The sequence below is a fragment of the Saccharibacter sp. EH611 genome (assembly GCF_009834765.1).
In the GTDB taxonomy this organism is placed as follows: domain Bacteria; phylum Pseudomonadota; class Alphaproteobacteria; order Acetobacterales; family Acetobacteraceae; genus Saccharibacter.
In genome coordinates this window covers 250,839-265,036 of record NZ_WVHP01000002.1, presented here as the reverse complement: position 1 = coordinate 265,036, position 14,198 = coordinate 250,839, and the positions used below count along the sequence as shown (strand labels likewise).

Genomic DNA, 14,198 nt, shown 5'->3' with positions numbered 1-14,198 from the left:
GGTGTTTCGCAGGTCGCTTTGCAGGATTTACAACATGACTCAGAAAAAAGCAGAGGGGAAAACCCCTTGTGCCGCGGAACTGATCGTTCGCAACCTAGAAGCACATGGTGTTAAGCACGTCTTCGGTATTCCAGGAGCGAAAATTGATCGCCTTTTTGAGGCGTTAGAAGATTCGTCTATTGAGACGGTGGTGACGCGTCATGAACAGAACGCTGCTTTTATTGCAGGCGGGCTAGGGCGCATCACCGGTAAGGCCGGTGTGGCTATTGCGACATCCGGGCCAGGGGTTTCCAACCTGACGACAGGTCTCGCAACAGCAACGTCAGAAGCTGATCCAATGCTTGCTATTGGTGGTGCTGTCGGACGTTCTGACCTCGTGAAGCTGACCCATCAGAGCATGGATACAGTGAGCATGCTGCGTCCGGTCACGAAATATAGTGCTGAGATCGGTGGGCCGGCCGCGACGTCAGAAATTATCGCTAATGCATTCCGTGCGGCTGAAGGTGGCCGTCCTGGTGGGGCTTTTGTGAGCACGCCAATGGATGTCCTCAGTTTGCCAGCTGATCAAGCTGTCTTGGCGGGTCGGGATACGCCTAAAAACGGCCCTGCTCCTAAAGATATGATCAAGGAAGCAGCGCGTGCGTTGAAAGCCGCTAAGAAGCCTGTCGTTCTACTAGGAATGATGGCGAGCACACCCGAAAATGCTGCGGCTGTACGTGAGTTTGTTAAGAAAACTGGCGTCGCTGTCGTGGGTTCCTATCAGGCAGCAGGGGCGATTTCTCGCGATCTTCTATCTCAGTTCGGTGGGCGTATTGGCCTGTTCCGTAACCAGCATGGTGACCATCTTCTGCATGAAGCTGATTTGGTGGTAACCATTGGATATAACCCTATTGAGTATGATCCACAGCTATGGAACCTCAAGAAGGATCGTCCGCTTATCAACATTGATGTTGTTCCTGCATCGCTGGACAATGCTTTCAATCCATCTGTTGAGCTGGTTGGTGGGATCTCTGACACAGTTGCTGAACTGACAGAGGAAGTCGGGGCGCTGAACCCTGCGGCCGAGCTGACGAAAATTCTGGAAGCTTATCGCTCAACGCAAAAGGCTGCCTTTGCGAATGCACGCAGCACGTGCCAAGGCATGTTGCATCCACTGGAAATTGTGAAGTCACTACAGCCATTCGTGGATCAAGACGTGACCTTGTGCTTCGATATGGGGTCTTTCCATATCTGGTTGGCACGTTATCTGCATGCGTTCCGCGCGCGTCAGATTCTTATCAGCAATGGCCAGCAGACAATGGGTGTTGGTCTGCCATGGGGTATGGCTGCAAGCTTGGTGAACCCATCCCAGAAGGTTATTTCTGTTTCTGGTGATGGCAGCTTCATGATGTCTTCAATGGATCTGGAAACAGCCGTCCGTCTGAAGAGCAACCTGATCCATCTTGTGTGGGTTGATCATCACTTCAACATGGTGCGTATCCAAGAGCAGAAAAAATATGGTCGTGATGCGGCTGTTGCTTTTGGCCCGATCGACTTTGCAGCGTTTGCACGTTCCTGTGGGGCAAAGGGCCTCAAGGTGAATAGTGTGGAAAGCCTCCATGCTGCTTTGCGTGAAGGTATGGAAACACAAGGGCCGGTCGTTATCGAGATTCCGGTTGACTATGCTGATAATGCCAACCTGATGGCACCATTAGCAGAACTACGCGGCGAGACGGCCGCTTCAGCCTAAGGGCTACTGAAATCCGTGGGGAGAGGTATCTCTGGCCTTCTCCCCATTGGCTTATCCCAGCAATTAAATAATGAAAGTGAGGACTTTACGATGACGTAGAGCTGGGGACGTTTGTACCTATGAAAGATGTAACGTTTCGTTTTTATTTTATATGTGGTGGATGATGAAAATAGGACTTTTTATTCCGTGTTACATAGATGCGTTTTATCCAAAGACAGGAATCGCGACGCTTGAACTGTTGGAAAAGCTTGGACAAGACGTCGATTACCCAATGGATCAAACATGTTGTGGCCAGCCAATGGCTAATTCGGGGTGTAATAAAGACGCTCGTGAGACGGAAGAGCTCTTTGTTCGAAATTTTTCTAAATATGATGTCATTGTCGCACCGTCTGGCAGCTGTGTACATCACATTCGGGATAATTTTGACGCCATTGAGCAGACTGATGCGGTCAAACATATTCGTCAAAATACGTATGAACTCGTGGAGTTCATTCATGATATTTTGAAAGTGCGTGAGTTCCCATGGGCCGAGTTTCCGCACAAAGTTGGGCTTCATAATAGTTGTGGGACTCTGCGCGCATTACGCACGGCGAGCATGTCTGAGCGTAATGAGCCGTTTTTCTCTAAACCGATGGATCTTCTCTCTGCTGTGAAGGGGATTGAGTTCGCTAAGCCGAAACGTCCAGATGAATGCTGTGGGTTTGGTGGGACATACTCGGTGACAGAAGAAGCTGTTTCAGCCCGTATGGGACTGGATAAGGTGACAGATCACCATAATGCAGGAGCAGAATATATCGTTTCTGCTGACACGTCATGCATGATGCATCAGCAGGGCTGTGCTGAGCGTAATGGTGTTCCCATTAAATTTATTCATATTGCTGAGATTTTGAATGGAGCCCGGGCATGAGTAATAAACCTGTAAAACATGCTCAAGCGGCTGCTGAATTTCTGGAAGATGATCCGCATCGCCTTTTCCATGATGAGCGTTTGTGGGATATGCGCCAAAAGCGTGACCAGCAAATGCATGGGATGCCTGAATGGCAAGAGCTGCGCGATAGAGCGTCTCGTATTAAAGAGCATACGTTAGCAAATCTCCCGACATATCTGGAGCAGTTTGAAGAAAACGCGCGTCGTAATGGCATTCATGTTCATTGGGCACGGGATGGAGCAGAACATAACCGTATCGTTGCTGAGATTATGGGCAAGCACGATGCGAAATCTCTCATCAAAAGTAAATCGATGATCACCGATGAGTGCGAGATGCGGGAGTATCTTGAACCGCGTGGGATTACGGTGACAGAGACAGACCTTGGTGAACGCATTCAGCAACTTGATCATCAGTTGCCGAGCCATGTGGTTGTGCCTGCTGTGCAGAAATTGACCGGCGATGTCGCGAAAATATTCGCTAAGTATTACGGTACGGATCCTAATATTAAAGATCCGCATGAACTGGCAGAAGCACAGCGCGAGGCCGCACGGCCTGTTCTGCTTAGTGGCGACACGGGGATGACCGGTGGTAACTTTATTGTTGCGGAGACCGGGGGATTTGTCGTTTGCACCAATGAGGGCAACGCGGATCTGAGCTCTAATCTTCCCAATGTGCATATTGCAACGTTAGGGATTGAGCGTTTAGTGCCGCGTGTAGAAGACCTTGGCGTGTTCGTGCGTCTTTTGTCACGTAGTGCTTTAGGCTCCCCGATCACGCAATATACGACGCATTTCCGTGGGCCTCGTAAGGGCGGTGAGATGCATGTCATCTTGGTAGATAATGGGCGCTCAGACCGTCTTGCCATGCCGCAATTTTGGTCATCATTGAAATGCATCCGCTGTGGTGCGTGCATGAATACGTGTCCAGTCTATCGCCGGTCGGGTGGTCAGTCTTATGGGTCTGTGTATTCAGGGCCGATTGGTGCCATTATTGATCCCACCTTTAATGCTAAAAAATTCAGCACATTGCCTTTTGCCTCCACGATGAATGGCAGTTGTTCGAATGTTTGCCCGGTTGAGATCAACATTCATGAGCAAATTTACGATTGGCGACGAGTGCTTGCTGAGAAGCATGACATTCCGTTTGTGAAGCGTGAAATCATGAAAATGGCTGGGCGTCTTTTGGCACAGCCGCGCCTTTATCGCGTGTCTATTGAAGGAACAGAAGTTGCGCTTAAAACAATGCCGCGCTTTGTTCTTTATAATTATCTGAACCCATGGGGCAAGCATCGCGAACTTCCTCATCCTGTCAAAGAGACCTTCAATAGTTGGTATCGTAAGAACCGTCTGAAGACATCGACCAAGAAGGAGCATGAGTCAGCATGACGGAGGAAGCTATGAGCGCGCGTAACACTATTTTAGATAAGCTGCGTCGAAACCGTGTACCACGAGAAGACGACTATGAGTTGCCTCCAGTAAAGATCTTGGGGGATTTGGATAAGTCTATTGAGCGTTTTGAAAAGAGCTTACAGCTTATGGGAGGCGAGGTTCTTCCACAAAGGGATGGCCAAACCATTGAAGACGTGGTGCGTGCCCGTTTCCCGAACACGACGTCAATCTGCAGCGCTGTGCCAGAGGTTGAAGGGACGTTGAAAATTACGGACTTAAAAACCCATGAGCAGTCCAATGAGGTCGATGTCATGGTGGTAAGATCCCCATTTGGCATTGCTGAAATGGGATCTATTTTCCTGAGTGAGGTAGAGCTTTTTGATCATTTGGCGGATGTGCACCTGGCGCAGCATTTAGTTGTGCTTCTCTCTCGTGAGGAGCTGACGGCGAATATGCATACGGCGTATCGAGAGCGTTCTGAGTTCAAAACAGCTTTTTATGGTGTGTTGATGAGTGGCCCGTCAGCAACGGCAGATATTCAAGGTGTTTTGATCCGCGGAGCACAAGGTGTGCGCACTTTATCCCTTATTTGGACTTCATAGGTGTTTCCAGCGCTAAGTTATTGCGGTGGATCATAACGCTATGGCGTTGTTGGGTGTCTTGGTCGTCGCTTTCTGTTGAGCGATGACCAAGCATTGCGCGTGATTGTTCATCATTATAATCAATCACCCCATAGCCGATGGTCTCTCCATTACTAAGGGTGAGAGCGACGACAGCGCCGTCGTCGAAGTGCCCTTCAATATGAGTAACGCCAGCAGAGAGTACAGAGGCACCATGCTGGAGAGCATCTACAGCGCCCTTATCAAGGCTCACACTGCCTTCTGGGCGGAGTGTGCTGGCAATCCAACGTTTCCGTGCAGAGCCGCAATCAGGTTGTGCAAGAAAGCGCGTATGTAAGGCGCCGTTTTGCAGGGCAGTGAGAGGATGAAGACGTTCCCCTTTAGTAATGATCATGTCACAATCTGCACGCGTGGCGATTTGAGCCGCTTGTAATTTTGTGCGCATTCCTCCAGAGGAAAAGACAGAAGGGGCGCCACCGCCTGCTGCCATAATGTCGTCGGTGATGTGTTCTACAATAGAGATGTGTGTTGCTTTGGGGTTTGTGCGTGGGTCAGCGCTATAAAGACCATCAATATCAGAAAAGAGAATAAGAGTTTTGGCATTCAGCATTTGAGCAATGCGTGCTGCGAGACGGTCATTGTCTCCAAAGCGGAGTTCTTCTGTTGAAAGCGTGTCATTTTCGTTAATAACCGGGACAGCTCCGAGACTAAGGATCGTATCAATTGTCCTACGGGCATTAAGATGACGTTTGCGGTCTTCGGTATCGTCTGGTGTCAGTAGGACTTGCGCTGTCATTAAACCCTGCTGAGCTAGGGCCTGTTGCCAGGCATGAGCAATGCCGACCTGACCAATACTCGCGAGAGCTTGCTTCTCACCGAGTTTTAAGCGTTGGTGCATGTGGTTGGTTTGGTGCCGCGCAAGAGCAACGGCACCGGAGGAAACCACGATGATTTCATAGCCTCGTTGGTGGAAGGTATGGATATTTTCGCAGAGGCTATGAAGCCAGTCTTGACGGACGGCGCCAGTATCTGGATCGACCAGTAGAGCGCTGCCTATCTTTAGGACGAGGCGCTGCTTTTCTGCGAAGAGTGTCATCCTATTTTCCCTGTTGACGTGCAAGCGTTACGCGGTCTTGAACAAAGCGTAAAAGCTCAGGTAGCCCTTCTCGGCTAACACCAGATAAGAGATGCACGTCTTGTCCAGAGACTTGGGCTAGGGCGGCTTTGCGTTCTTCGATCTCTTCAGGCAAGAGCGCGTCACATTTATTCATGACGAGTACCTCGGGTTTAGCGGCGAGGGTGTCATCATAAGCGTGAAGCTCGCGACGGATTAGCTTCCAGTTCTCCGCGAGGTTTTCATCTGTGCCATCAACAAGATGGATGAGAAGTGCGCAGCGCTCTACATGACCTAAAAAGCGATCCCCCAGCCCCGTGCCTTCACTAGCGCCCTCAATGAGGCCCGGAATGTCAGCAATCACGAATTCATCCACAGCATTAAGCCGCACAACACCAAGTTGGGGATGAAGGGTAGTGAAAGGATAATCTGCAATCTTAGGACGCGCCCGTGAGGCGACGGAGAGGAGGGTAGATTTCCCTGCATTAGGAAGACCGACAAGCCCAACGTCTGCGATGAGTTTTAGGCGTAACCAGACCCAACGTTCTTCCCCTGGATAGCCAGAATCGGCGCGGCGAGGGGCACGGTTGGTGCTGCTTTTATAATGGGCATTGCCAAGCCCGCCATTGCCACCTTGGCATAGAAGAACAGTTTTCCCGTCTTCATTAAGGTCTGCCAAAAGTGTTTCACGGTCATCGGCAATGATCTGTGTCCCAATGGGGACATCAATAACGATGTCATCAGCACCAGCACCAGTTCTATTAGACCCAGCGCCGTTTCCGCCCTTTCGGGCACGAAAATGCTGTGTATAACGAAAGTCAATCAGTGTATTAAGATTGCTCACAGCGCGGAAATAGATGTGACCACCACGGCCGCCATCACCGCCATCGGGGCCTCCGAACTCAATATATTTTTCACGACGAAAGGCGACCACACCATCGCCACCATCGCCAGAACGAACGTAAATTTTAGCCTGATCAAGAAACTTCATAACGTATTTTCGCGACAAGAAAGAGGTGTTTGAACAAGAGAAAGGGCCGAACCCCGCAAGGAGCCGGCCCTTTCTCTTACCTATCATCTACCAATGGTAGAAAAAAAGGTTTTTACTCAGCAGCTTCTGCTAAAGCGACGGAAACGTGAACCTTGCCGTTTGTGCGGCGCTGGAAGCGAACGCGACCATCAACGAGGGAGAAGAGGGTGTGGTCACGGCCCATGCCCACATTCTCACCTGGGCAAACCTTCGTACCACGCTGACGCATGATGATGTTGCCTGCGATGACGCTTTCGCCACCGAATTTCTTCACACCAAGACGGCGACCGGCGCTATCGCGTCCGTTACGGCTGGAACCGCCTGCTTTTTTTTGTGCCATGGTTTGTGTCTCCTTAAAAGGTCAATCAGATTAGGAAGCGCTGATCCCGGTAACACGCAGCACCGTCACAGGCTGACGGTGGCCATTTTTGCGACGGCTGTTCTGACGGCGACGCTTCTTGAAGATAATGACCTTCGGGTTACGGTCTTGTGCAACAACCTCAGCAGTGACAGAGGCCCCTTTAACGGTTGGTGCGCCAATCTCCACGCCCTTATCACCGCCAACCATAAGAATGTCGGAGAAGGTAACGGTGCTTCCTGCTTCCGCGTCCAGCTTCTCGACCTTCAGGATGGCGTCTTTTGCGACGCGGTACTGTTTTCCGCCCGTGCGGATGACTGCAAACATGCAAAACTCTCTTTTACGTTACCGAAGCCTTGGCGCCTGCTGTAAGCAAGGGCCCGCTCGCTTTTTGTCATTGGCCCCTTTCTATATTTCTTCATAGGAGAAGAAAATACGGAAAGAACGGGCATTCACTACAGGGTTTGTGCAGGTCTCGTCAACTAGAAAGCGCTAAAGAGGGCAATTTAGCGCGACAGGAGAAGCTTTTTTGAAGAAAAGCTGTCGGTTCCCCTCTTGCAATGAAAGAAAAATAAGGCCATAAGCCGGCTGTCAGTCTTTGGGTTCGACCTTAATACACCCAAAGCTGATGATAATTGATGGAGAGGTGCCAGAGTGGTCGATTGGGGCGGTCTCGAAAACCGTTGTGCGTTTCGGCGTACCGTGGGTTCGAATCCCACCCTCTCCGCCATATCCCCCTTCGGTATTTTATTATATTTTGATGATCCTATCCTTTTTTATTTCAAAATAAGGAAATGAGGGAGATGTCTAGTTTCTAGCATCTAGCGCTTGTTCTTTTGGGTCAAAAGAGCGGACGATGGATAGAATGGTCTGTGTTTCTTCCTCTCCGAACAGCCCGCTGATTCCTTGCATATCAAGATCTGTGAAGGGACTTTCAAAAAGGGTTTCGGGGGAGATGAAACCATTTTCACTAAGGCTGCTGATGACAAGGTCTAGAAACTCAATTTGAGTTGCTGTTAGCTGATGCGATTGTGTAAATCGGTCAAAAGCCTGACGAACATAGTGCTGGTCTAGTTTCGTTAGAGAACGTAGAAAACGGGCGAGTCCACCATGGGCTGCGATATCAGCTTTCGTGCGTTCATTAAGGTCGAACCCACCTTGTTCAAAAAGTTTTTCAAGGGCTTTAAGATCACCTGAAGTCAGAGATTGACCACGATGAATCTTGAGTAGACTTGGATGGTCTAGATGATCATTAAGAAACTGACGAACAAGACGCTTAAAGTGGTTTTTGTTAACAGTTGAGCCGATCCCGGAAAAGGTAACACTCTCAACGCTTCCGCGTTTATCTTCGAAGTGAGTATAGAGAAGTGTTTGTGTATCTGCTTCAACAAGCTCTGCAAGAGATCTGAGCTTACAACGCACTTCTTCGAGGTTCTCAACTGTGACATTTTCCCACCATTGGGTGCTTTGTAGGGCCTTGATAAGTGTTATTTCTTCTTGGACAAGCGGGATGTTAGCTTTTGCTTCTAATGAATGAGCTATGGTGCAAATACGTTTTTGATAGCGTGTTAAACTTTTCTTTTCTAGGAAGGCGAGTTGGGTGCGGAAGAGTAAGAAGTCGAATTGCTTGGCCGAAAGACTGTCTTCGCCTCGGTAGCGGGCAGTAGGAAGAGAGGCAATATCTTGGGATAAGAGCTTACGATCTTCTGTTGAAAGGGTGTCCCATACGCTATTAACACGGAAATGTTCCAAGGTGCGTTGATGGGGGCGAGCAAGGATATTGTTCGGGTTGATGGATTGCACATGGGTGCGTACATCTTCCGTGAGTTGCGTGCGGAGTGTTGAGTGAGAATTTTTAGGCGTTTCCATGGCCCTAAGAAGGTCGAGCCGTATACAAAAGAGTTGCTCGTCGAGTGAGGGCTGTATGGTTGGTTCGGGCTGTTTAAGTTTTTCATTAAAGGTTTTGAGATTATCGTAATAATCAAAAATGCGGAATCCTGTCTTATCCTGTCCGGGGCCGAAAAGATTGGGGCACAATCGTGTGCCACGGCCGATCATCTGACAAAATTTTGTGCGGGAATAAACTGGTCGGAAAAATACAAGGTTAACGATCTCAGGGATATCAATACCTGTATCAAGCATATCAACTGAGACGGCTATTTGTGGAAGTGAATGTGGATTAGAAAAGCTATCAATAAGCGTTTGAGCATGAGAGATGGAGTAGTCAATACGTTGGGCGAAATGTCCTTTGAACTCGGGATAGCTCTTATCGAAACGTTCAATGATGGCCTGTGCATGATGGCTGGATCGAGCAAAAATAATGGTTTTTCCTAATTTAGTCCCTTCTTCAATGTAGATTCCTTCCTGCATGAGTTGTTTGATGACGATATCAATGGTGTCAGCGTTAAAAATACGTGTATTAAAATTGTTTCCACTGACATAGCTAGGGATAACGCCATCCGTATTCCATGGAAGGCTATTCCATTCTACTTTTTCTTCTTCGCTGAGTGTATCGTAAAATGCACCGTCCCGCGGGAGTTGGAGTGGGATAGAAAAGCCTTCTGGGGGGACTAGAACACCGTCTTTTATGGCATCGTCAAGATCATAAACATCCGTTGGTGTACCTGCTTCTAAATCGAAGAGTTGATAAGTATCGCGTTGGAGCTCTTGGCGTGGGGTTGCTGTCAGCCCAACAAGGAGAGTGTCGAAATAGTTAAAGAGCGCTTTATTGGTGCGATAAGTAGAGCGGTGTGCTTCGTCGATAATAACGAGATCAAAATGGGCGGGACCAAAACGGCGTATGTCACCCTCAAGAATCTCGACTTGGCGAAGCATGGTCGGATAGGTGGAGAAGAGAATGCGCGCGCCTGTATGGTCATTATTATCTGTATTGTGGGCTTTGAGTAAGTTTGCGAGAGGAGCAGAGGGAAGGTGCGTTTTAAAAGCATGGTGGGCCTGATTAACCAGAGCCACACGGTCGGCAAGGAATAGCACGCGGTGCACGCGATTGGCCCGCATGAGCTGATCAATAAGGGCAATGGCCGTACGTGTTTTCCCGGTGCCTGTTGCCATGACGAGAAGCGCTTTGCGGCGATACTCTTTTTCAAAACTCTCACCGATACGACGAATAGCGCGCATTTGGTAAAAGCGCCCTGCTATAGTACTATCAATCGGGACGCTATGGAGAGGCTTGCTTATTTGGCGGCGTTGGAGAATAAGCTCTAACTCTTTCTGTTTAAAGAACCCTTGCACAGGCCGTGGTGGAGCAGCTTGGTCATCCCAGAACCAGTGTTCATAACCATTGGTGAAAAAGATGAGAGGACGGTTCCCATAACGCTTCTCAAGGCAGTCTGCATAAAGTTTGGCTTGATGTTGGCCATTTCGAGCATCTTTTTTAGTGCGTTTGGCTTCAATGAGAGCAAGAGGTTTTCCGTCGGCTCCCCAAAGCACATAATCAATTCGTCCTTTACCACTGTCAGTGGGCATTCCCGTGATAGGGAACTCTTGATCATTGTCTTGATCTAAAGCCCACCCTGCTTCTTTGAGAAGAAGATCGATTAGGCGACTGCGTGTTGTGGCTTCATCATAATTATGCTGATCTGGTACGCTTTGGTTCGCATGTCGAAGAGCTTCAATTTGCGCATATGTTTTAGCAAGTTCTTCTTTGAGTTTTTGATATTCTTCTTCTGATTTAAGTTTTTTTGCTTCGGCTTCGTGGCGGCGTTTTTCTTCTGCTTCTAGGGTGTGGCTAAGTTGTTGAATCTGTTTGACCGTGGATGCGGTAATAGTGAGCGTTTCTTCAAGTTGTGTAGGGTCAAACATTAAGGATGCGTTAGGCTTGTCACCACGGCAATAGGTGCGGCACAGCCAATAGGCGATATGGAAAAATTCACTAACCGTAGCAATGGCGTCTTGTCGCGATAGAGGCTTGTGATCATGTGCGGCACGATTGCCTTGGTCTTTTACATAACGTGCTTTGGCACAAATTGTTGGGCCAGCTAGGTGATAAAAGGCGGTATCATTAATCTTTGTAGCTAAGGTTGTTTGTGGAGGAAGCGCATGCGGCAAAGAAGCTTCATGCTCATAGAGCCAATGAATCGTTGTTTCTAACGCGAGGCGAGCTGAGAAACACGCGCCCCGTGGATCAGAAAGAGCAGACTGCTCGGCTTTTGTTGCAAAACGGTAAATGGCAGGGAATTCGGCTTGGAGGAAAGAAAATTGATGCATGGATCGTCTTTTGCACGCTATGTGGTGGTTATATTTTTCATTATTACAATAGTTCTGGCAAGATGGGGAGCATTAAAGCTCCCCACGGAAGGCTTGTTGTCGCAGCGCATTGAACAGTGTTTCTTGTCTTTTAAGGGCGCTTTCATAGGTGCGTTGTAGGGCCTCGACTTTCTCAATCCGCTTTGCGAACCGCTCTTGCTCGGCGAGCGGAGGGAGTGGGATGGAAGCGTTTGTTAACATACCTATTTTGATGTATTTAATGACACCCCCTATGGCTTGTTGTCGGAGCTTATATACATATGAATTCATGAAATAGTATAAGAAAAGTGATTTAATTACATGGTTTTGTTTTGGTGTAATAATATATGTTCTTTGGTAAGCATTAAATTTTCCATTGTAATGCTTGACATTTAAGTCTCCATTGCCAGCGACAATAACAGCGTCAAGGTCATAAGCCCAGTTGTCTATTTGTAGAGGAGTCGAGGAGCACGTAAAAAAAGGAAACGCTCCGGTAGGAGAGGATGCGTTAGCATCTAGTTTCCCCGTCTTAATATCAACTACATCTCCTAGTTTCACCATAGGCCATTGTTTAGAATTGATATGAGTATTATTTGGTAAAATATTTCTTGTTTTTTCTTCAAACATTTCATGAAAAATAGCCTGCCCCATGGTGTTGAGAGTTTCAAGAGCATGGGAACGTTGGCGGCGTAGTGTATCGGCTTGGTCTAATATCGCGGCAATACGTTTTTGCTCGGCGAGAGGAGGAAGTGGGATTGGTAAGTTCTTTAAGTCTGAGACACGGATATTTTTAATTCCGGTTCCACGAGAGTACTGAGCCCAAGAACGAAAATATGGTGATTGAAGCCAGTGAGTTAGAAAAATAGGCAGGATTTCGTCGGATGTAGGTCGTAGGCAAGCTAGGAAGGCTCCAAAAGATCCCTGCCAGTTTCTATGAAGCAAAGCGCTTTTACCGACAACAAGTGCACTACCTGATGACATACACATGAGAATATCATTTTTGCATAGGTACTGCGATGCCGTAACCTTTTGAGAAGGAACAAAAATAATATTATCCCTTAAATTAAGGGTTTGGGATATATTACCTGCTCTCAGAATAGGGAGATGATTTTTCTGTGGAATATGAGAGGTTTCGTTGCGGGAGAAAGTAACCCCTCTAATGAATTGAACCACATCCCCCAACTTCACCATAGGCCACGTTGTCATCCCAACATCTCCTCAAGTTTAGTCATCCCAGCGCTAATCTCGGCGTCTAATGTGTGCAATTCTTCGAGGAGTTCTACCGGACTGGGGTAGTGGATCTCCTCCTGTATCGTTTCTTTATAACGATTGAGGGAAAGGTCGTAGTCGTTCGTAGCAATCTCTTCCTTGGATACGGTAAAGCTTTGGGCTGTGCGCGGGCGTTTCGTTTCTTCCTTTAAATTATCCCAGCGAGTGAGGATGTCGGGTAGATTGTTCTTTCGATGCCCGTCTTCATCTAAAGGCTGTTCAGGTGATGTGCCAAGCTGGGTTTCATCAAGGAGTGGGGAGCGTTTGTCATCTAGAGAAAAACCGTCTGCGTGCATGTCATAAAACCAGACGTCTTTGGTGCCGCCAACGCCGGTTTTTGTGAAAAGAATGATTGCACAGGAGACGCCAGCATAAGGACGGAAGACACCTGAGGGGAGCTTAATAATCGCATCAAGTTTATGTTTCTCGATCAATATTTTTCGGATCTTTTTATGGGCGGTAGAAGCTCCAAAAAGTACACCCTCTGGTACAACAACCGCTGCACGACCACCAACCTTCAGGAGACGAAGGAAAAGAGCGAGGAAGAGAAGCTCTGTTTTTTTGGTTTTAATCAGTTGGAGAAGGTCTTTTGCTGTCGTGTCATAATCTAGAGAGCCAGCAAAGGGAGGATTAGCGAGAATGAGTGAGTAGGTGCCGGCATCTTCACTATGGCTTTCAGCAAGACTATCGCGATAAGTGATGTTAGCATCTTCCACCCCATGGAGGGCCATATTCATGGCACCAATACGGAGCATGGTGGCGTCAAAGTCAAACCCATGGAACATATGGTGTAAGAAATGGTCGCGCTGTTCAGCATTACGTAGCAGTTGCGGTGCGTGCTGGCGAAGATACTCCCCCGCGCCAACGAGGAAGCCGCATGTGCCGGCGGCTGGGTCACAAATAACATCGGTTGGAGTAGGGCGGGTGAGAGCAACCATAAGCTCAATAATATGCCGAGGGGTACGGAACTGGCCATTAGTGCCGGCACTCGCAATTTTGCTGAGCATATACTCGTAAATATCGCCTTTTGTATCGCGTCCGCCCATATCAAGCTCATCTAAAAGGGCAACAACTTTGGCGAGGAGATTGGCATTGGAGAAGCCCAGCCGTGCATCTTTCATATGCAGGCCATAGGAGGAATTTTTATCACCTAATGAGCGTAGAAAGGGAAAGACATGTTGATCAACAATGCGCATCATCTCACGGGCTTCAAAGTTTTTAAAACGTGACCAGCGAAGATGATCGTAAGGTTCTCCTTTAGGGTCATTGCCAGTTGGGAAAATGGGGGATTCAATCGGTTGACTGAGGGCATTAGCTTTAGCTTCACGGCCAAGCTGTACATCATCAAGACGTTTAATAAAGATTAGGAAGGTCATCTGTTCGATGACAGAAAGGGGATTAGAGACCCCACCCGACCAAAACGTGTTCCAAACCTGATCAATTTGGTTACGAATTTGTCCTGTAAGCATCGTCTTTCTCCCCATTTTGCTAGTGCTTTTTATAAAGGGTGCAAGGGA

At 48.2% G+C, this 14,198-nt stretch carries 11 protein-coding genes and 1 tRNA gene; 5 read left to right on the top strand and 7 right to left on the bottom strand.

All coding sequences use genetic code 11. The annotated features are described in order from the left end of the window. Positions 1-34: 34 nt before the first annotated feature. The 4 genes from alsS to GS535_RS02725 all read left to right on the top strand — a co-directional run bounded on the left by alsS (position 35) and on the right by GS535_RS02725 (position 4,647). Positions 35-1,729: an acetolactate synthase AlsS gene (alsS, locus tag GS535_RS02740; protein WP_160792335.1), complete on the top strand. Its 1,695-nt coding sequence runs from the start codon at positions 35-37 to the stop codon at positions 1,727-1,729. 163 nt (positions 1,730-1,892) lie between these two features. Next, positions 1,893-2,636, top strand: coding sequence for a (Fe-S)-binding protein (locus GS535_RS02735; protein WP_160792403.1), 744 nt, complete (start codon positions 1,893-1,895; stop codon positions 2,634-2,636). Continuing rightward, positions 2,633-4,042: a lactate utilization protein B gene (locus tag GS535_RS02730; protein WP_160792334.1), complete on the top strand. Its 1,410-nt coding sequence runs from the start codon at positions 2,633-2,635 to the stop codon at positions 4,040-4,042. The genes GS535_RS02735 and GS535_RS02730 overlap by 4 nt, the downstream gene beginning before the upstream one ends. An 11-nt stretch (positions 4,043-4,053) precedes the next feature. Then, positions 4,054-4,647, top strand: coding sequence for an LUD domain-containing protein (locus GS535_RS02725; protein ID WP_160792402.1), 594 nt, complete (start codon positions 4,054-4,056; stop codon positions 4,645-4,647). Here GS535_RS02725 and proB read toward each other — a convergent pair. The 4 genes from proB to rplU all read right to left on the bottom strand — a co-directional run bounded on the left by proB (position 4,631) and on the right by rplU (position 7,494). Then, positions 4,631-5,761 carry a glutamate 5-kinase gene (gene proB, locus GS535_RS02720; protein WP_160792333.1) on the bottom strand — a complete coding sequence of 377 codons (1,131 nt, stop codon included), beginning with the start codon at positions 5,759-5,761 and terminating at the stop codon, positions 4,631-4,633. The two genes, GS535_RS02725 and proB, sit on opposite strands and share 17 nt — an antisense overlap. A gap of 1 nt (position 5,762) precedes the next feature. Further along, positions 5,763-6,770, bottom strand: a complete 1,008-nt coding sequence (gene obgE, locus GS535_RS02715; RefSeq protein ID WP_160792332.1) for a GTPase ObgE — start codon at positions 6,768-6,770, stop codon at positions 5,763-5,765. Positions 6,771-6,882: 112 nt separating this feature from the next. Further along, on the bottom strand, positions 6,883-7,149 hold the full coding sequence (rpmA, locus tag GS535_RS02710; RefSeq protein WP_160792331.1) for a 50S ribosomal protein L27: 267 nt from the start codon (positions 7,147-7,149) through the stop codon (positions 6,883-6,885). Positions 7,150-7,179: 30 nt separating this feature from the next. Next, complete coding sequence (rplU, locus tag GS535_RS02705) at positions 7,180-7,494, bottom strand: 50S ribosomal protein L21 (protein WP_160792330.1); 315 nt, start codon at positions 7,492-7,494, stop codon at positions 7,180-7,182. A 313-nt stretch (positions 7,495-7,807) separates the two neighbouring features. Between rplU and GS535_RS02700 the strand changes: the two genes are divergently transcribed. Further along, positions 7,808-7,897: transfer RNA gene (locus GS535_RS02700), tRNA-Ser, on the top strand. Positions 7,898-7,974: 77 nt separating this feature from the next. On the opposite strand, the gene GS535_RS02695 is transcribed toward GS535_RS02700, so the two are convergent. The 3 genes from GS535_RS02695 to GS535_RS02685 form a co-directional block, all read right to left on the bottom strand. Then, positions 7,975-11,394: a DEAD/DEAH box helicase family protein gene (locus GS535_RS02695; RefSeq protein WP_160792329.1), complete on the bottom strand. Its 3,420-nt coding sequence runs from the start codon at positions 11,392-11,394 to the stop codon at positions 7,975-7,977. A gap of 72 nt (positions 11,395-11,466) precedes the next feature. Continuing rightward, on the bottom strand, positions 11,467-12,618 hold the full coding sequence (locus GS535_RS02690) for a restriction endonuclease subunit S (RefSeq protein ID WP_160792328.1): 1,152 nt from the start codon (positions 12,616-12,618) through the stop codon (positions 11,467-11,469). Continuing rightward, positions 12,615-14,150, bottom strand: coding sequence for a class I SAM-dependent DNA methyltransferase (locus GS535_RS02685; RefSeq protein WP_160792327.1), 1,536 nt, complete (start codon positions 14,148-14,150; stop codon positions 12,615-12,617). Before GS535_RS02685 ends, GS535_RS02690 begins: the two co-directional genes overlap by 4 nt. Between the last annotated feature and the right edge of the window lie 48 nt (positions 14,151-14,198).

What these genes read in the sequence shown, in the direction of transcription:
- alsS (WP_160792335.1), top strand. Translation starts at nt 35, where the DNA reads ATGACTCAGAAAAAAGCAGAGGGGAAAACCCCTTGTGCCGCGGAACTG.
- GS535_RS02735 (WP_160792403.1), top strand. Translation starts at nt 1,893, where the DNA reads ATGAAAATAGGACTTTTTATTCCGTGTTACATAGATGCGTTTTATCCA.
- GS535_RS02730 (WP_160792334.1), top strand. Translation starts at nt 2,633, where the DNA reads ATGAGTAATAAACCTGTAAAACATGCTCAAGCGGCTGCTGAATTTCTG.
- GS535_RS02725 (WP_160792402.1), top strand. Translation starts at nt 4,054, where the DNA reads ATGAGCGCGCGTAACACTATTTTAGATAAGCTGCGTCGAAACCGTGTA.
- proB (WP_160792333.1), bottom strand. Translation starts at nt 5,761, where the DNA reads ATGACACTCTTCGCAGAAAAGCAGCGCCTCGTCCTAAAGATAGGCAGC.
- obgE (WP_160792332.1), bottom strand. Translation starts at nt 6,770, where the DNA reads ATGAAGTTTCTTGATCAGGCTAAAATTTACGTTCGTTCTGGCGATGGT.
- rpmA (WP_160792331.1), bottom strand. Translation starts at nt 7,149, where the DNA reads ATGGCACAAAAAAAAGCAGGCGGTTCCAGCCGTAACGGACGCGATAGC.
- rplU (WP_160792330.1), bottom strand. Translation starts at nt 7,494, where the DNA reads ATGTTTGCAGTCATCCGCACGGGCGGAAAACAGTACCGCGTCGCAAAA.
- GS535_RS02695 (WP_160792329.1), bottom strand. Translation starts at nt 11,394, where the DNA reads ATGCATCAATTTTCTTTCCTCCAAGCCGAATTCCCTGCCATTTACCGT.
- GS535_RS02690 (WP_160792328.1), bottom strand. Translation starts at nt 12,618, where the DNA reads ATGACAACGTGGCCTATGGTGAAGTTGGGGGATGTGGTTCAATTCATT.
- GS535_RS02685 (WP_160792327.1), bottom strand. Translation starts at nt 14,150, where the DNA reads ATGCTTACAGGACAAATTCGTAACCAAATTGATCAGGTTTGGAACACG.